The sequence below is a fragment of the Clostridium sp. DFI.5.61 genome, assembly GCF_024462915.1.
Taxonomy (GTDB): domain Bacteria; phylum Bacillota; class Clostridia; order Oscillospirales; family Oscillospiraceae; genus Lawsonibacter; species Lawsonibacter asaccharolyticus.
The window spans coordinates 86,185-104,076 of sequence record NZ_JANGBZ010000004.1; the positions used below are offsets into that span (position 1 = coordinate 86,185).

Annotated in this window: 16 protein-coding genes; 9 read left to right on the forward strand and 7 right to left on the reverse strand. The window is 57.2% G+C overall.

Annotated features, from left to right (window positions below; all coding sequences use genetic code 11):
* Positions 1-24 precede the first annotated feature (24 nt).
* Positions 25-363: a hypothetical protein gene (locus NE584_RS03675; protein ID WP_256181820.1), complete on the reverse strand. Its 339-nt coding sequence runs from the start codon at positions 361-363 to the stop codon at positions 25-27.
* Between the two features lie 292 nt (positions 364-655).
* On the opposite strand from NE584_RS03675, the gene typA reads away from it, so the two are divergent.
* The 9 genes from typA (at position 656) to NE584_RS03720 (ending at position 13,107) form a co-directional block, all read left to right on the forward strand.
* The gene (gene typA / locus NE584_RS03680) at positions 656-2,482 is read left to right on the forward strand and encodes a translational GTPase TypA (RefSeq protein WP_108980104.1); all 1,827 of its coding nucleotides are present in this window, start codon (positions 656-658) and stop codon (positions 2,480-2,482) included.
* Positions 2,483-2,584: 102 nt separating this feature from the next.
* Positions 2,585-4,045: a hypothetical protein gene (locus NE584_RS03685; RefSeq protein ID WP_050622524.1), complete on the forward strand. Its 1,461-nt coding sequence runs from the start codon at positions 2,585-2,587 to the stop codon at positions 4,043-4,045.
* A gap of 56 nt (positions 4,046-4,101) precedes the next feature.
* Complete coding sequence (locus NE584_RS03690; RefSeq protein WP_050622525.1) at positions 4,102-5,223, forward strand: hypothetical protein; 1,122 nt, start codon at positions 4,102-4,104, stop codon at positions 5,221-5,223.
* A 207-nt stretch (positions 5,224-5,430) separates the two neighbouring features.
* Positions 5,431-5,871 carry an Hsp20/alpha crystallin family protein gene (locus tag NE584_RS03695; RefSeq protein WP_050622526.1) on the forward strand — a complete coding sequence of 147 codons (441 nt, stop codon included), beginning with the start codon at positions 5,431-5,433 and terminating at the stop codon, positions 5,869-5,871.
* Between the two features lie 308 nt (positions 5,872-6,179).
* The gene (locus NE584_RS03700) at positions 6,180-7,388 is read left to right on the forward strand and encodes an MFS transporter (protein ID WP_050622527.1); all 1,209 of its coding nucleotides are present in this window, start codon (positions 6,180-6,182) and stop codon (positions 7,386-7,388) included.
* 136 nt (positions 7,389-7,524) lie between these two features.
* Positions 7,525-9,378, forward strand: a complete 1,854-nt coding sequence (locus tag NE584_RS03705; protein ID WP_256181825.1) for a sigma 54-interacting transcriptional regulator — start codon at positions 7,525-7,527, stop codon at positions 9,376-9,378.
* Between the two features lie 2 nt (positions 9,379-9,380).
* The gene (locus NE584_RS03710) at positions 9,381-10,676 is read left to right on the forward strand and encodes an SLC13 family permease (protein WP_256181827.1); all 1,296 of its coding nucleotides are present in this window, start codon (positions 9,381-9,383) and stop codon (positions 10,674-10,676) included.
* Positions 10,677-10,709: 33 nt separating this feature from the next.
* Complete coding sequence (locus NE584_RS03715; protein ID WP_256181828.1) at positions 10,710-12,239, forward strand: serine hydrolase; 1,530 nt, start codon at positions 10,710-10,712, stop codon at positions 12,237-12,239.
* A 13-nt stretch (positions 12,240-12,252) separates the two neighbouring features.
* Positions 12,253-13,107 carry an alpha/beta fold hydrolase gene (locus NE584_RS03720; protein WP_050622531.1) on the forward strand — a complete coding sequence of 285 codons (855 nt, stop codon included), beginning with the start codon at positions 12,253-12,255 and terminating at the stop codon, positions 13,105-13,107.
* 650 nt (positions 13,108-13,757) lie between these two features.
* On the opposite strand, the gene fic is transcribed toward NE584_RS03720, so the two are convergent.
* The 6 genes from fic to NE584_RS19660 form a co-directional block, all read right to left on the reverse strand.
* Positions 13,758-14,363, reverse strand: a complete 606-nt coding sequence (gene fic / locus NE584_RS03725) for a protein adenylyltransferase Fic (protein ID WP_256181830.1) — start codon at positions 14,361-14,363, stop codon at positions 13,758-13,760.
* Between the two features lie 136 nt (positions 14,364-14,499).
* On the reverse strand, positions 14,500-15,915 hold the full coding sequence (locus NE584_RS03730) for a tyrosine-type recombinase/integrase (protein WP_256181831.1): 1,416 nt from the start codon (positions 15,913-15,915) through the stop codon (positions 14,500-14,502).
* 14 nt (positions 15,916-15,929) lie between these two features.
* A complete protein-coding gene (locus tag NE584_RS03735) occupies positions 15,930-16,526 on the reverse strand; it encodes a helix-turn-helix domain-containing protein (protein WP_256181832.1) in 597 nt (198 codons plus the stop codon).
* 40 nt (positions 16,527-16,566) lie between these two features.
* Positions 16,567-16,770 carry a helix-turn-helix domain-containing protein gene (locus NE584_RS03740; RefSeq protein ID WP_170116241.1) on the reverse strand — a complete coding sequence of 68 codons (204 nt, stop codon included), beginning with the start codon at positions 16,768-16,770 and terminating at the stop codon, positions 16,567-16,569.
* A 200-nt stretch (positions 16,771-16,970) separates the two neighbouring features.
* On the reverse strand, positions 16,971-17,198 hold the full coding sequence (locus NE584_RS03745; protein WP_050622569.1) for a helix-turn-helix domain-containing protein: 228 nt from the start codon (positions 17,196-17,198) through the stop codon (positions 16,971-16,973).
* Positions 17,199-17,223: 25 nt separating this feature from the next.
* Positions 17,224-17,820: a type II toxin-antitoxin system PemK/MazF family toxin gene (locus tag NE584_RS19660; protein ID WP_276756271.1), complete on the reverse strand. Its 597-nt coding sequence runs from the start codon at positions 17,818-17,820 to the stop codon at positions 17,224-17,226.
* Between the last annotated feature and the right edge of the window lie 72 nt (positions 17,821-17,892).

Here is a 17,892-nt window from a genome sequence, read left to right on the forward strand (position 1 = left end):
CTATACACGCAATCCCGCTTTACGTCAACCCCTTTTTCTCCTCTCCAAATGTAAATTTTTTATTTCTTTTTCTCGTCTTTTTCCGGTTTTTTCACGATATCTTGTGGCCCCCGTCCCGTCCTCCCCACTCTGTCCGTGGGCTCCCCTGTGCCCCCCGTTTTCCCGCCTCAAATTTTTGGCGAAATCACAATATCCTCTCCTATTTTTCCGCTTCTCCGTGTCAAATCGGGGATCCAAATAGATCCTCTCCTGTTTTTCCGCAAAAAATGTTGCGTTTCTCGAAAGGGCGCTGTATAATATTACGTCAACACGAACACCTCCCCTTTTGGGAGCGCTTCCCGCTGATCTGCGGCGATCCGCCATTTGAGCCTCCTCTCCGGCGTCTCATATGGTTTTGTGTCTTTAAATGAGAAGCGGCCGCAAAGCGCGAAAAACAGAGACGTGCCGCCATGATCGCCCACGCCGGCCACGGTATGGCCGCCCCGCGGGCCTGATGCCCCGCAGGGACCCCAGATATTTAAATGCTTGGCGGAAATAAATTCCGCCTGCGTCAAGCTTTTTCTTCCGGACAAAAGCTTGTACGCGCCATTCGGCGCGCCCCATCGGCGATGGGGCCCCGAGTGGTCTTGCCATATTGCTGGTAGGAGGAAAAATGATGAAGAACGAAAAACTGAGAAATATTGCCATAATTGCCCACGTTGACCATGGCAAGACCACTCTGGTGGATGAGATGCTCAAGCAGTCCGGCGTGTACCGGGAAAATCAGGCCGTGGTGGAGCGCGTTATGGACTCCAACGACCTGGAGCGCGAGCGGGGCATCACCATCCTGGCCAAGAACACCGCCATCCAGTATCAGGATGTGAAGATCAACGTCGTGGATACTCCGGGCCACGCCGACTTCGGCGGCGAGGTGGAGCGCATCCTGAAGATGGTCAACGGCGTCATCCTGCTGGTGGACGCCGCGGAGGGCCCCATGCCTCAGACCCGCTTCGTGCTGTCCAAGGCCCTGGAGCTGGGCCACCGGGTCATCGTGGTAGTAAATAAGATCGACCGCCCCGACCAGCGGGTGTACGAGGTCATCGACGAGGTGCTGGAGCTGCTGCTGGACCTGGATGCCACCCCGGAGCAGCTGGACTCCCCCATGCTGTTCTGCTCTGGCCGTCAGGGCACGGCCTCTGTCCAGCCCGATGTGGCGGGCAGCGACCTGAAGCCCCTGTTCGACACCATTCTGGAGTATATCCCCGCCCCCGAGGCGGACGTGGACGCCCCTTTCCAGATGCTGGTCTCCTCCATCGACTACAACGAGTTCGTGGGCCGCATCGCCATCGGCCGCATCGAGCGGGGCGCCATCAAGCAGAACCAGGAGATCGCGGTGTGCAACTACCACGACCCCGACGCCGCCCCCAAGAAGGCCAAGGCCACCGCGCTGTATGAGTTCGACGGCCTGGGCAAGGTCCCCGTCACCGAATCCACCGCCGGCAACATCATCGCCATGAGCGGCATCGGCGACGTGACCATCGGGGACACCATCTGCGCCCCCGACGCGGTGGAGCCCATCGAGTTCGTGAAGATCTCCGCCCCCACCATTGAAATGACCTTCTCCGTCAACGACTCCCCCTTTGCCGGACGGGAGGGCAAATTCGTCACCTCCCGCCAGCTGCGGGAGCGGCTGATCCGGGAGACCATGAAGGACGTCTCCCTCCGGGTGACCGAGACCGACAGCACTGATGCCTTCAACGTGGCCGGCCGGGGTGAGATGTCCCTGTCCATCCTCATCGAGACCATGCGCCGAGAGGGCTATGAGCTCCAGGTCTCTCCCCCCCGTGTTCTGTATCAGGAGATCGATGGTGTGAAGTGCGAGCCCATCGAGCGCCTGGTAGTGGATGTGCCCTCTGACTGTGTGGGTGCGGTGATGGAGAAGATCGGCTCCCGCAAGGGCGACCTGGTGGAGATGACCCCCGTGGGCGACCGGATGAAGGTGGAGTTCCTGGTCCCCGCCCGGGGCCTGTTCGGCTACCGCAACGAGTTCCTTACCGACACCAAGGGCGAGGGCATCATGGCTTCCGTCTTTGACAGCTACGCCCCCATGAAGGGGGAGATCCAGCGCCGGAACACCGGCTCCCTGGTGGCTTTCGAGACCGGCGAGGCAGTGACCTACGGCCTGTTCAACGCCCAGGAGCGGGGCGTGCTGTTCATCGGCGCCGGCACCCCGGTGTACGCCGGCATGGTCGTGGGTGAGACCCCCAAGGCAGAGGACATCTCCGTCAACGTGTGCAAGAAAAAGCAGCTGACCAATATGCGGGCCTCCGGCTCTGACGATGCCCTGCGCCTCATCCCGCCCCGCCAGATGTCTCTGGAGCAGTGCCTGGAGTTCCTGGCTGACGACGAGCTGCTGGAGTGCACCCCGGAGAACCTCCGGCTGCGCAAGCGCATCCTGGACCACGGCGACCGGATGAAGGCCCTGAAGGGCGGCCAGAAGTGATCCCCCTTCCATGCCAGAACACCCAAAGCGAACAAACGGCCCCTCCCCCGGCCTGACCGGCGGCTGGGGCCGCTTTTTCATCCCCCGAAAGGAGGCCTCTCCATGACCACCCGCCGGCGGCGCTGGGACGTGCTGCTCTCCGCTGCCCTGTTCCTGCTCCTCGCCCTCCTCTTCGTCCCTGAGTGCGACGACTGCTACTTCATCTACTGGGACTTCGCCTCCTGGAAGGACTTCCTGCTGGTCCGCCCCATCCCCCAGGAGGGCGTGGTGCTGGGCGTCCCATCCAACGGCCGGTATCTGGGCAACCTGCTGGGGCTGATCCTGGGCAAGCTGGCGTTTTCCCCCCTCTGGCCCCTCCGGGTGCTGATCCTGGGGGGCGGGATGCTGGGACTCACCCTGCTCCTCTCCCGCTTCTTCCAGGGCGGGCCGGCAGGCGGCCGGGAATCCTTTGCCCTGGCCCTCTTCCTGGTGGTATGGGCCCCCTGGGGCATCTGGCAGCAGGTGTACAGCTGGTCTGCGGCCTGGGCCAACTATCTGGCCCCCACCCTGCTCCTGCTCCCCCTGCTTCTCCTGCTCCGCCAGGGGCGGCCGGACCGCTGGCCCCTCGTCCTGCTCCTCTCCCTGTCCATCGGTCTGTTCACCGAGCACAATACCGCCTATCTGGTCCTCCTCTCCTCCGCTATGGCTCTGGCCGGACTGGTCCCCGCCCTCCGGGGCCTCCTGCCCGCCCCGTCTCTCCGGGCCGCCCTGCTGGCAGGCAGCTGGGCCGGGCTGGCCCTGAGCATGACCAACTCCGTCTTCGCTCAGGTGGACAGCGGCCTGCGGGGGGTGGGGCTGGATCTGGCCCGGGACAACCTGCCTGTCATCTTTACCGAGGTCCTCCTCCGCCCCATTCCCCTCTGCCTGACCATCAGCCTCCTGCTGCTGTGGCTGGTACGGCGGCAGGGCTGCCCCCGCTGGAGGCTGTGGGCCTGCCTCCTCCTCCCCCTCCACCTCTACATCGGCTATGACCGCCTTCTGGTCGTTCTGAAGCGGCGGGACCTGTACCGGGAGGAATGTCTTTGGCTGGGCCTGGCTCTGGCCCTGCTCTGGCTGATCCTGGCGGCCGAGTGGCGGGGCGGCGCGGACAGGCGGGAGCTCTGGTTCTGGGTGGCCTCCCTGCTGGTGGTCACCGGCCCCATGCTGGTGGTCTCCCCGGTGAACGCCCGGATGTTCTTCTCCAGCTACCTGTTTCTGTGCCTGGCCGCGTCAGTGCTCTTCCGACGTGCCCGGGCAGAGGGCCTGCGGCCCCTCACCCGCCTGAATCGGGCGGCTGCCGCCGCTGGGGTCCTGCTGGTGGCAGTGTATGCCTGCAACGCTGCCGTCTGGGTCCATCGGCTGGACACCGCCCGCGCCCAGGCTGACGGAGGCGCCAGCCAGATCACCCTGCCCCTGGTCCCCTTTCCCCAGTTCACCGCCAATGAGATGGCAGGCAAGGGAGACATCGTCTATCTGGTCTACCACCAGCAGCCTTGGGACATCTCATTTACCTTTGTGCCCTATGAGGACTGGGCGGAGGGGTGAGCTTTTCTCTCCTATTTGTATTTTTTCGACATGTCACAACAGAAAGGACTGATCGTTTGAAGCGGCACACCGTCCCCTGGCGGAAGCTGGCTGTCCTTATCCCTGCCGCCCTTCTGGGGGCCGCAGGGGGCTACTTCTTCATGTGGGCTCTGGACCCCTATGGAATGACTGTCCTGCTGCCCTCCCTGGCCTGCCTGATCCTCTCCTTCTGGCTCCAGGCCATCCTGCACGAGGGCGGTCACCTAGTCTGCGGCCTGCTCTCCGGCTACCGCTTCCTCTCCTTCCGGGTGGGCTCTTTCACCCTGCTCCGCCAGAATGGCCGCCTGGTCCTGCGCCGCTTCTACCTCCCCGGCACTGGCGGCCAGTGCCTGCTGGAGCCCCCAGACGGGGACGAGGTCCCCTTCCGGCTTTATAATCTTGGGGGCGGCTTGGCCAATCTGCTTTCCGCCCTGGCGGCGGCCCTGACCGCCTTTCTCCTCCCCTTTCCCTGGCCGGTCTTCCTGCTGATCTTTGCAGCTGCCGGCCTGTTTCTGGGGGCCGTCAACCTCATCCCTCTCTCCATGGACGGGGTGGCCAACGACGGCTTCAACCTGCACCTGCTCTCCCGCAGCCCCCAGGCCCGCCGGACCTTCGCCCTCCAGCTGCGGTGCCACGCCCTCCTCCAGCGGGGCATCCCCCTCCGGGACCAGCCCGCCCGCTGGTTCCAGCTCCCCCAGGACCTGGAGCCCCAGGACCCCTTTACCGCCGCCGCCCTATCCTTCCTCCCCAGCCGGCTCATGGACCAGGGGGACCTGTCCGGGGCGGAAGCCGCTTTCCGAACCCTGCTGGACGTCCCCTCTGGCCTGCTGGACATCCAGCGGTGGGACCTGACGGTGGATCTGCTCTCCTGCTCCCTGCTCCTGGGCCGCTCCCAGGAGGAGCTGGCCCCCCTCCGCACCCCTGCCCTTCTCCATTACTGCAAGGCTACCCGGAAGTTCACCCCCTCCACCAGCCGCATGGAGTTCCTCTGGGCTCTGCTGGCCCAGCGGGACCCGGAGGCCGCCCTGCTGTCCTGGCGTCAGTTCCAGCGCTGTGCGCCCCGCTGGCCCTATCCCGCCACCCTGGACACGGACCGCCGCCTGATGGAGCTTGGCCTCCAGCGCGCCCAGGGGCAGGGGTTTCCCCTACCTCCCCTCTGACCACCCCAACTTTTTCGGAATATTTCTTCCATTTTCGTTCTGTTTATGTCTTTTTTTGCAATATCTTGTGAACACTTTATGAATTTTAGCACTCTCTACTTGACAGTGCTAATTTCAGTGCTATACTAAGGGCGTACCAAGAAAGAGGGGGACCTGAGAGGTCCCCCGGCAGGCACGAAATAAGGATCGCGAATGGAGGAATGACTTATGTTGCCTAGCATTTTTGGTGAGAACCTGTTGGATGAATTCTTTGATGAGCCTTGGGAGAAGAGCCTGTTCGGCGCCCGGAATCCCCTATACGGCAAGCACGCCAAGAATCTGATGAAGACCGACGTGAAGGAGACCGGGGACCACTACGAGGTGGATATCGACCTGCCCGGCTTCCAGAAGGATGAGATCAGCGTGGAGCTGCAAAACGGCTATCTGACCATTCAGGCTGCCAAGGGCTTGGACCGGGACCAGAAGGACCAGGAGGGCCGCTACATCCGCCAGGAGCGGTACAGCGGCACTTGCAGCCGCAGCTTCTATGTGGGCGATGTGCAGCCCGAGGAGATCAATGCCAAATATGACAGCGGCATCCTGATGCTGACCCTGCCCAAGAAGGACCAGCAGACCCTGCCCACTCAAAACCGCATTGCCATTGAATAAGTTCTCTCCGAAATGCCCCCGCTGTGTACACAGCGGGGGCATTTTTTTGCTCTGGTACCAAGCTTCTCTTTTCTGTACGGGGCAGCGGGCAGTTCAAGCCAAATATTCCTGCCTTTCAAATTTGCTGATGGTCCTCTTTTTTGTATCGCGAGACAGATATGAAACACTTTTGAGACAGCATCATTTCTAAAAAACCCCCTTTTTTCTGCCGTTTTCCCGTAATTTTTAATAAAATTAAGTTGGCACAGAACTTGCTTGTATTAATCTGTGGAATTCCAAAACAAACTATAAAATGGGAGGAAATTTGAATGAGTAATGCTGTTCCGCAGAAGAAGACCTTCTTCCAGATCGCCAACAAGAACTTTATTATGCTCTTTGTGGCGTACACGGTCATCTGCATCACCCACTCTATGACCAACTCTGTCACCAGCGCAGGCTGGCGGCTGGCCGGCATGGACCTGACCACTATCGGCCTCATTGCCAGCGCCATGAGCTGGGCCGCCTTCATCATCCGCCCCTTCTCTGCCCCTATTACCGACCGCGGCAACAAAAAGCTGATCTACATCGCTGCAGTGGGGGCCCTGACCCTGGCTGTGTTCATGTATTCGCTGAGCATGGACAACTCCGCCTTTGCAGTGCCGGCCAAAATTATCCACGGCGTATCCTGGACTTTTATCTCCACTATTACCGCCGTCATCGTCAGTGAGTATGTTCCCCGGGAGGATCTGGGGACCGCCATGGGATTTTTCATGATTTCCCAGATGATCGCTTCTGCGGTCTCCCAGCCTGTGGCCTTTGCCCTGGCCGAGTACATGGGCTATGCCTCCATGCTGCTGGTCTTTACCGCCATCTCCGCCTTCGGTCTGGTGCTGGTGTGCTTCACCGCCCCCACCAAGGTCCCAGCGCGCCTGCCCGGCCAGTCCATGTTCGGCGGCCTGAAGCTGAACAACCTGTTTGCCAAGGAAGCCATCTCCCCCATGATCATCAATGTGGCCTTTCAGGGCACCCGGACCGGTATCACCGTCTTTATGGCTGCCTTTGCCCTGGAGGAGCTGGGGATCGCCAATATCGGCGTGTTTGCCACCGCCGCCTCTCTCATGGGCTGGGTCGCCCGCCCCGCCCTCGGCATTCTCCTCGACAAGAAGGGACCCATTGCCACCCTGATCCCCGCAGGCCTGTTCTTCTCTGCAGGCCTCCTGTGTCTCGCCTTTGCCCAGGATCTGACCTGGTTCATTATCTCCGGTATCCTGATCGGAATCGGCCAGAATGGCATTTCTCCCGTACTGATGACCATCTCTATGCGCACCGTTCCTGCGGAGCGGAAGGCCGCTGCAAATTCCACCAACTACCTGGGCATGGACATCGGTTCTGCACTGGCCTCCACGGTGGGCGGCGTGCTGTGCGCTGTGTTCGGTTACCGTGTGGGCTTTGCCGCCTTTGTCGTCCCTGTGGTCCTGGCCGTTGCCCTGGCTGTGGTAATTTTGTCCAGATTGGAAAAGCAGGAAAGGACTGCCTGACTGTTTCGCTCCCCCGCATTTCGGTCAGGGCTGTGGTATAATCGTTATATTTCACCCACGGGCCCGGGGGCGGCTCAGCTGCGTGTGTCCTCCCCCTCCCGGAGCAACGCCGAAACGAATAAAGGAGCGATGGGATATGCACTCAGACATTACGTTCATTGCCTCGGACCTGCTGGCTGCCGAAAAGGTCCAGAATATTTTGCGGGAATCCCCTGCCAACTGCCAGGTGGTCCTCTCCAATACCCAGGATCTTGAGGAGGTATCCCGCAGCCAAGTAGCCCAGGGCGCCAAAGTTCTGATCGCCTTCGGCATGTTTGCAAAAATCGTGCGCCAGAGCGTGGATGTCCCCGTAATTATGGTGGATCTGCAGGCGGAGGACGTTATGGACGCTCTGCTGGAGGCATCTAAGCTGGGAAAGCGCATCGCTATCTTTGGCTTCCGCCGAGTTCTGAAGGATGTGTTTTATGTCCGGGACCTGCTCTCCATTGATCTGGTATGGCTTCCTACTGTGTCCCCGGAAAAGATCCCCCATGAGCTGGAGAAGGTCCAGGACATCGATGTACTGGTGGGGGGCTACTATCAGGCCAGGATCGCCAAGCAGTACGGGATCCCGACTGTACTCATCAAGACCCGGGATTCCGAGATCCGAAAGGCCATCTCTCTGGCCCAGTCCTATCTGGAAAAGCGGCAGGATGAATCCGAGACCGGGACCCCCATGATGGAGTCCTCCATCTATGCCGCCATTACGGTGGACTGCCTGGGTGAGATCCTGATGATGAATCGGCTGGCCAGCGAATATCTGAAGCTGGACCAGCTCAATGCAGTCGCCTTTTCTGTGGATGACGTCTGTCCCCAGTTCAGCCGCATCGCTGACGTAATCTCTACTCGCCGTCCCTATCTTAATCAAATCGCCAAGCTGGAAGACCGAATCTTTCTCTACCATGCGGAGCCCATCCTGCGGAAGCGGGACGGCACGCTGGAGGGTGTGTCGGTCATCTTTCAGGACGTAAATACGGTCATGAGCTCCGAGGTCAGTATCCGCCGTACGCTCACCACCAAGGAAAATCAGGCTGTCTATTCCTTTGACCACATTCTGGGGAACAGCCCCTGTATGACGCAGGCGCTCAGGCTGGCCCTGCGCTACTCCAAGGTGGACGAGACTGTGCTCATCCAGGGTGAGACGGGTGTAGGCAAGGAAATGTTTGCTCAGGGAATTCATCGGGCCAGCCGCCGGCGGGACATGCCATTTGTGGCTGTCAACTGCGCCTCCCTCCCAGAAAGCATTCTGGAAAGTGAGTTGTTCGGCTATGTAAAGGGAGCCTTTACCGGAGCCAGCCGGGACGGCAAGCGGGGCCTGTTCGAGTGTGCTCATACCGGAACTATTTTTCTGGATGAGATCGGTGAGATCTCTCCCTCCATGCAGGGCAAGCTGCTGCGTGTCCTGCAGGAGCACAGCATCCGCCGCATTGGTGCTGAGACTCCCATTCCCATTGACATCCGCATTATTGCTGCCACCAACCGTGATTTGGTCTCTATGGTCCGGGAGGGCACCTTCCGGGCAGATCTGTACTTCCGCATCAATGTGCTGGGACTGTGTATCCCGTCTCTGCGCCAGCGCCAGGGGGACATTATCCTGCTGGCCGACGCCTTTCTCTCCGAGACCTCGGAGCGGGCGGGACGCTATCTCCGCTTCAGCAGCCAAGCCAAAGCCGCCATGCTCCGTTATGACTGGCCCGGAAACATCCGGGAACTCCAGAACATGGTGCGCCGGGTCAGCGTCATCAGCGACTCCGATGAGATCGGTCCGGAGCTGGTGGAGACCTATATTCAGGAAAACAGGGGGCTTTCCGCCGCCGGTGGGAGCCTCCGCAGCCGCTATACGCTGGAGGAAGCCCTGGCCCTCAGCGGCGGCAACAAGCTCCGGGCCGCCGAACTGCTGGGCATCAGCCGCGCCACCTTGTATCGGATGCTGGAGCGAAAGGGGATGTAAGCTTGCTCAATACGATCCTGTTTTTTGTTTTTATCGTGCTTGCCCTAATCCTGGGGACCAGGCTGAACATCAACATTGGCCTGATCTCGCTCAGCTTTGCCTTTCTGCTAGGCACCACAGCAGGCGGTCTGACCCCCGGCGGCGTGGTCGCCCTCTTTCCAGTGCCCCTGTTTTTTAACTTTATGGTGGCCACATTTCTCTTCGGCTTTGCCCAGGAAAACGGGACACTGAAAAAAGTGGCGGAGCATCTGCTCTACTCCTGCCGGGGGGCAGGCTGGCTTCTGGGTCTGTTGTTTTTCGGCGTGTCCGCCATTGTGGCCGGTCTGGGTGCTGGTGGGGCCGCTCCCTTCTTCATGTCTGCCATCTGCTTCAGTTTGGCTCTCCAGGCGGGCATCGATCCGCTCCTGGTATCCGTGGCGCTCTGGACCTCCTCCATGGTGGGTGGCAGCATGCCCTGGACCTCCGGGTATGCTACCAATGTGGGACAGCTGGAGATCTACTTCGATCTCTCCACTTCCTCGGGATATGTGGTGGACTTCTTTACCTTCCGCGGAATATTTTACACCATTCTGTATGTGGCAATGTTTGTTCTCCTGAGGGGCTGGCGGGTCAGATCCTCGGCGGTCTCTCTCACCAGACCGGCCCCGTTTGATACTGGGCAGCGGCAGACTCTCTTTATCATCCTCGGCATCATCGCTATGATCGTGGTGCCTGCCGCAGCCCAGCTGCTGTTCCCCAATCCTGTGACCCAGTGGATCAGCACCTACTGCAGCTTTCAGTTTCTTGCGGTCATCGGCATCACGCTGAACGTGCTTCTGAAAACTGCGGATTATCACCGCGTGGTTCAGACGCGTATCCCCTGGGACACCCTGCTGATGCTCTCCCTGACCGGCATGTACATGGCCCTGGCCAACTCCATGGGGGTCGTCAGCTATCTGTCCGATCTGCTCCAGAACACCATCCCCGCCCATTGGATCCTGCCTGGGGTAGTGCTGGTCATGTGTGTGCTCAGCTTTTTCGTCTCAGGCGGCGTGGTGGTTCCCATGATGCTTCCTCTGCTTTCCGCCCTGTCCTCTGCCTCCGGTATGCCAGTGGGGACCATTTACTGCGGGATGCAGATGGGCCTGACCGCCAGCAGCATCAGCCCCTTTTCCCAGGGGGGCGCCGCCGTGCTCACCGGCTGCAGTGATGAGTCCCTCCGCCGCAGGCTGATCCGGCAGCAGACCATCCTCGCCCCCATTTTTTCCGCAGTTCTTGTTTTTGTCGCAATTCTAGGCGGCTTTCGTCTGGTCGGTTAACGACGGACAGCCGCAGAAAGGAGGGGGACCACCTTGCACTATGTCCCCTATTTGGAAGGCCGCTTCCATACCGCCTCCCCTGATTCCCAGGGCGTTCCCAGCGGTGCGATCCTGCAGTTTCTGACCGAGCTGGACCGCCTGGATGTCGATCTCCACAGTCTGTACATCTTCCGCAACGGCTTTCAACTGCTGGGGGCCAACCGCCGTCCCTATCAGGGCGACACCCCCCGGCGCATCTATTCCGCTGCCAAGGCCCTCACCGGCCTAGCTGTTCTGTTCGCCATTCAGGAAGGACTAGTCTCACTGAAGACACGCCTGACTCAGCTTTTTCCGGAAGATCTGCCCGAAACAGTCACCCCCAGGATGGAATCCATCACCGTCTACCATCTCCTGACCATGACCACCGGCCATGATCGGGACACCTTCCGACCGGTGCTCAACAGCACCAACAGCGTCCGCGCCTTTCTGGAGGAGCCTCTGGACTTTGAACCCGGCACCCATTTTCTCTACAACAACGGTGTCCCCCACATCTTGGGCCTGATCGTGAAGAAAGTCTCCGGCATCAACTATCTGGACTTCCTGCTCCCCCGCTTTCTGGAGCCCCTGGGCATCTACTGCACTGTGGAACAGACCCAGCGCGGGGAGCTGGAGGGCTCCCGCACCATGTGTACTGCGGAAGGTTTCGCCAAGCTCTCCCTGTTCTATCTTCAGGAGGGCAATTGGAATGGACAACAGCTGCTGGACGCCCGACTGGTGCGGGCAGCTGTCTCCTTCCAGGTCCCTACCCGGCGCTGCTCCTCTATCTCCTTCATGCACAGCGACCAGCTGGCAGGCTACGGCTTCCAGCTCTGGCGCAACGCCCGGGAGGGAGCCCGCCTGGACGGCGGCCGCAGTCAGTTCGGTTTTCTGTTCCCGGACAAGGAAATGGCCATCGTCTGCAACGCCATTGAGGAGGACAGCGGTCTGATCCCTGCCGTCCTCTGGGATACCCTCTATTCAGCCATACAGCCCCAAGCCGTCCCCGACCATGGAGAATCCGCCCGTCTCAAGTCCTATCTGTCCCATTGGTCCTGCGCTCCGCGCACAGCGGCACAGCCCAGCTTTCTGGACGACTACTACGGCTGCGTCTATGTGCTGGAGGAGAACCCCTGGCATCTGCGCACCCTCTCTCTGTCCCTGCGGGAGGGACAGCCCCATATTTCCCTGGAAACGGATCAGGAATCCTGTACTCTTCAGGTCGGTCTCCATGGGGATTGGATCGCCAATGATGCCTTTCTTTCCATGCCCAGGGAAAACGAACGGCTGAACATGATGTTTCACACGGGTCCGGTCCGGCACTGGGTCAGCGGCGGCTGGGCCTCTGATTTCTGCTTCATCTTTCAGGTCCGCTCCACAGATTGGATGGACTACAATACATTTTACTGCCGTTTCAACGGCCAGCGTCTCAGCCTTGTTGTAGAATCCAACATGGAGCGAATGAGCCACTGCCGCCGCCGCATTCCCATGCGGCCCTGGCCCTATCCAGATCATCAAATCGAGGGAAAACGTCAATCTGCAAACTGAGGAGGAACCTTTTATGCCCATTCTGAATCTGAACCATGTTTCACTCTACTATGAAGAATTCGGTCGGGGAGACCGCTATCTCATCCAGGCGCAGCAGTTTGTCAACAGCCATATCTACTATACCAAGGATCTGGCGGACCGCTGCGGCTTTCATGCCTTCATCATCCGAATTCGGGGCTATGCCCCCTCCTCCATGGTCACAGAGGACCTGGGAGACGACTGGTATGACGTATGGGCTCAGGACGTAGTGGATTTTGCCGATGCCATGGGGATAGAAAAATTTTTTTACACCGGCCACTCCCACGGTGCCGGCATTGGCTGGCATCTGTGCATGAACCACCCGGACCGCCTGCGGGGCTTTTTTGCCAGCGGGAGTGGTCCCCATCTCAAGGACGGCAAGCCAACCGGCTCTGCCCGCATGGACACCATCAACGCAGCGAAAAGCCGGGAGACCTGGGTCCCCTATGCGGAAAAGCAGGCCTCTTACTGTGCCAAGGCGTTTGTTCCTCTGGAGTCTGACCCCGTCATCGGCGGAGAGGCCAAAAAAGCGGTAGAGCAGACTGTGGAGTTTTGGACCAACATGCCCGCCCAGTCCGCTGTTCTCAATCCCCGGAAACCCTTTGCAAAAGTTCAGACAGAGGAGGAGCTTGCCCAGGTGCTGGGCCGCATCACTGTCCCCACCATTATGATGGGCGGGACCGAGGACAACATCAGCAGCCCCGAACTGATGCTCCGCACTCTCAGGGCCCTGAAAGGCTCCAAGCTGGTACTCCACCAGGGGGTGGACCATGTTGACCTTCCCATTAAGTGCAGGGAGGACTATGTGGGGGATATTATGGCTTTCTGTCAGGAGCGGGGTCTTCTGTAATCCAGCGCTCTCTCCTGCTGGCAGGGGCGGCGTACTGCCCCCGGACACTGATACGATAAAGAGAGATGCGGCTACCGGCTTTGAAAAGGGGACGCGTCAATATTAATAAACGGTCACATGAATGTTGGTGTGAGGGACTGGACGGATGCCGTCTTTTGGGGCAAGGGCACAAAAAGACCGCGCAGGCGATACGGCACTTGCCCCGCCGTGCAAGGGCGGTTAAACCGATATTTCTGTCATAAAGGAAAAATAGCCGCCCGCAGGGCGGCACCAAACCAGCGCCCAACGAAGTGAGTCCGGTTTGGAAGCGAGAAACAGCAGAATGAGTGCGCTCTGACTTTAAAAAAGTCGGAGCAAGCGATATGGCGCTTGCTCCGACGTGGCACGCCCGAGAGGAGTCGAACCTCCGACCTACCGCTTAGGAGAAGGCTCCGGACGCTGTTCATCAGAAATCATCATCGACTGAAAACCATTGATATTACTGGATTTTTTCAGGTTTCACTCCTCAATAAATCCCATCACATTTTGCTAATTTCGGTTGTTTTTTAGGGTCCAAATTAGCAAGCAATTAGCAAGCGGGCGAAAAATCGCTTGACGGTTCAGCGTTCAATACCTCTCATCTTTGCAACACCAAAGGCAACCAGTTCAATTCAAATGTCGCCGGTCTTGTAGGTGTTGTAGCCCTCATAGCGGTAACTGGCATCCACGCCTTTCATATAAACCTCACGATCATTGATTTGATCGGTTAGAGCGGCCTTTAGGAGCAGCTTGATCTCGGTGTCCTTGATTGGGCTGCGCTCCATCGCCAACAGGTAGTCGTCTTTGTCTACCTTGCTCCAGTCCACGACCTGACGCAGTTCTTTCTTCAAGATAGCGTCCAGCCATAAGCGGGTGCTACGTCCGTTTCCTTCACGAAAAGGATGGGCCACGTTCATTTCAACATACTTTGCGATGATCTCATCAAACGTGGATTGCGGCATCCTGCTGATGTTTTCCAGGGCCGAGGTAAGATAGAGGACAGGGACAAAACGGAAACCGCCCTTGGCGATGTTCACTGTGCGAACCTGTCCCGCAACGTCGTATATTTTATCAAACAGATATTTATGGATTTGGGAAAGTCCCCGGAACGTACCGACTTCAAATGTGTCCAGCAGACCCTGCTGAAACATCTCCAGTGCTTTTGTCTTGCTGATCCGTTCCTCCGCCTTTGCCAGTTCAGTGGAGTCGGTGATACCCAGCTTATTCTCCAATGCCATAAGCGACACCCCCTCGTATTAGCAACAGATTTTATGTCCATATTATACCACAAATTAGCTTTCCGGGCAATCAAAGAGCGCCGAACACAACTATGTAAAAGCGGACAGGAATGGTACTCATTCCTGTCCGTCTCTATTATGCGCTTCTTCCTGCAAGGGCTGTCAAAAGCGCCGCCATATCCGGGGATTCTGTAAGGAGTTTGAGAAGCAACTGCTGTTTGGCTGCTGCGTCAAGGTTTTGAAGCGGGTCTGGTGCCGGGGGCTGCTGTTCCACGGGAGACTCAGTCACCGCTGCGGTTTCCGCTGTGCTGCCACCCCCATAAAACTCTTTCTGGAATCTTGCGGCGTTTACACGGCGGTCATCGTCTAAGATATGGGCATACCGTTCCATGACCATTGTGGCCTGTGCGTGCCCGGTGTCACCCTGAACAGCTTTAATGTCGCCACCGCTGAGTTTAAGTTTGTAGGTCGTGCTGGTGTGCCTGAGACTATGAAATACCACTTTGGGGAGATTATTTTCCGTGATGAGTTTGTCAAAGGCCCGGTTGATGTAATTTGCTTCGGTAGGGGTCCCCTGGGTACTGGCGAATACAAGGTCATAATCTCTATATTCATCCCCCAGCAATTCTTTCAGTTCATCAATCGTTTTTCTGCGCTCTACCAGCATTTCCGCTACCGCCCTGGGCAGAAATACCTTCCGCACACTTGTCTTGGTTTTCGGCTCTTTCAGGGCCAGTACAGTGGAATTGCACCCTCGCATCGTGGGAAACTTAAACATGATACCTTTTTCCCCGATCTGTGCCAGTGATTCCCTAGAGATCCGCTGAAGTTCTTTGTCGATATAGATATAGGCGCAGTCATGGTCTATGCTGTCCTGGCTAATATCCACACAGCTCCATGTCAGGCCCAGCAGTTCCCCCATTCGCAAGGAACAGGCAAAGGCCAAATTGATCGCCAGGGCGAGGAATGGGTCATCGCAGAGGGATAACGCTTTCATCAGTGTTTGAGCGTCCCAAATATTCCGCTCATGCTTCTCGGCTTTGGGAACGGTGGCATTCTGAACAGGATTCCTTGCCATCAGCTCCCACTTTACCGCCTGATTGAACGCATTCCGCAGGAGTTTGTGTATCTCCCGTATCGTATTTGGGGAGATAAGTTCCCCCTCGGGCTGCCCGTACCGGGGAACTGCTTTCACGGTTTGGAGGTCTTTATAGAATTTAGTTATCATTCTGGGGCTGATGTCATCCAGCTTCACATCTCCGATGATGGGCTTGATGTAGTTGCTGATCAGCGCCGTATGTCCATCAAAGGTAGAGGGGGCCCATGTGTTGACACCATAGAGGGATACATATTCGTCCAGAAAATCGGATAGGGTGTCGGCACTGGGCGGGATGAACACTCCGGTGTCTAGCTGATGCTCAATTTCCGCTTTTCGCTTCTTGGCTTCCGCATGGGAGCCGCAGGTTTCCCATTTTTGGCGCTTGGCGCCATTGCTGTCCGTATAGGTATAAACAACGGAATATTTGGTTTTACGTTTGATAATTGACGCCACGGTTGTTCCTCCTTTCAGCTGGCAACTATGGTATGGCGATTTTGGGACTTATACCACGCTTCAAAGCTGTCCTTATAAATGCGGATCTTGTCATTCACTTTCACTGTGACAAACAAATCTCGCTTGTTCACCATGTTATAAACGCTGTTTCGGTGTATGCCCAGCAGTTTTGCCACGTCGCTCACCGAAAGGGTTGCGTCCAACAGCTCTTGCGGTGCCGCGTCCTCTCGTTTCTTATAATGGGACTGTCCTTGATACCACGTCTCAAAGTTTTCCTTTAGAATGCGAGTTTGCCCATCGACCTTGAACGTCTCAAAGGGTGCATGGTTCTTTATCAGCTCATAGATGGAGCCAGGGTTCAGCCCGAGGATGCCAGCCGTCTCCGGGACGGTCAGAGACGCAGGGAGTAGTTGTCCTGGTTCCGGCCCGTTGACCTTTTTGTAGCGGAATTGACTGCCGTACCATTCCTCAAAGCTGTCCAGCATGATCCGCATTTTGCCGCCGACAAGAATAACCTTGAAGCGTCCCTGTTTTACGAGCCAATATGCCTCGACCTTTTTCATACCGAGCAGCCTCTGCATTTCGGGGACAGAGATGCTGGTTTTTCCCATAACAGATATTCCTCCTATGTAGATTTTGTAATAGCTGAAGTCAAATATCGCGTGGAGTGGGAGATACACCATCCAGCCACTCATCAAAACTAACCTTCGAGATGCGAATCTGATTTCCAATCTTATGACTTCGAAAGAAGTCCTTTTTAATTAGGATGTATGCGGACGAACGGCTAATATCCAACATAGCCATAATGTCACCCACGGAGTAGGCTCGTTTTTCTTTGATATGTACTGGAACCATTTCTGCGTTTCGAGCATTGTGTTCCAGTATACGCTGTTCCATAATTTTATCGTTCATATTCCGTTAAATACCTCCCTATGCCGACTTGATGAGCCTGCCAATGCAGCCAAGGCACTTGCCTTGACTGCATTGTACCGGGGAGACATTTTTATCTCAAATGTGCGATTGTTCAGACCAACTTAAAATCGTACTGTTGACAATCAACCTTTGTCCAACCACTCGTCAAAACTTGCTTTAGAGATTCGGAGTTGTTTTCCAATCTTAAAGCTCCGAAAGAGGTTCTTTTTGATTAGAATGTACGCAGATGAGCGGCTAATATCCAACATAGCCATAATATCGTCCACGGAGTAGGCCCTTTTTTCGCTGTCAAAAGCAGGCGCTTTTTCTGTGTTGCGGGCGTTGAGTTCTGCCATGCGCTGCTCCATCAATTCATCAGTCATACCTCGTGCCTCCTTAATACCTGTCATCGCCCAGGTGTTTTTTCTTGTGAATGATACGGTAATCGTAGCCGTCCCGGACGTGGCAGTACATACAAGGTTCTTTAGCTTGTGCGTGGTTAATCCGCCTCACAATATGTTCGGGTGAACAGATGAACTGTCTAAGGCAGGTGCCACAAAGAGTCAGCACCATTTCGCCGTGCATCTCATCATGTGACTCATCGGCATACGGCTTCTGTTCCTTCCCAGCAAGATCATGCAGGCCGACGCTGATGCCAAGGGCCTCGTCAACATAGTCCATCACATCATCGTCGAAGCAGCCTACATAGCTGCCCAGCCTGCTCTTATCAATCGTTCTGATCTGCTCCAGCATAACCATAGAGTTTTGGGGCAGGCCAAAGTATGGAGGGACACCGATATGGGTCGGCTGATGGAGTTTCTTCACCCTGGTCGTGATGGGGGCAATGATGATGGTCGGGCTGTGGCGATTCCCTATGTTGTTCTGGATTACAAGGACGGGGCGGTTGCCACCCTGTTCAGAGCCAATCACCGGATCTAAATCAGCATAGTACATCTGGCCGCGCAGCACTTCATCTGGCAGTTCTCTATTCATAAGGACACCTCACCTTTATGTGATTTGCCCTTGCAGCCAAATACCCAACTACTTCCCAGGTAGCGTGCAAAA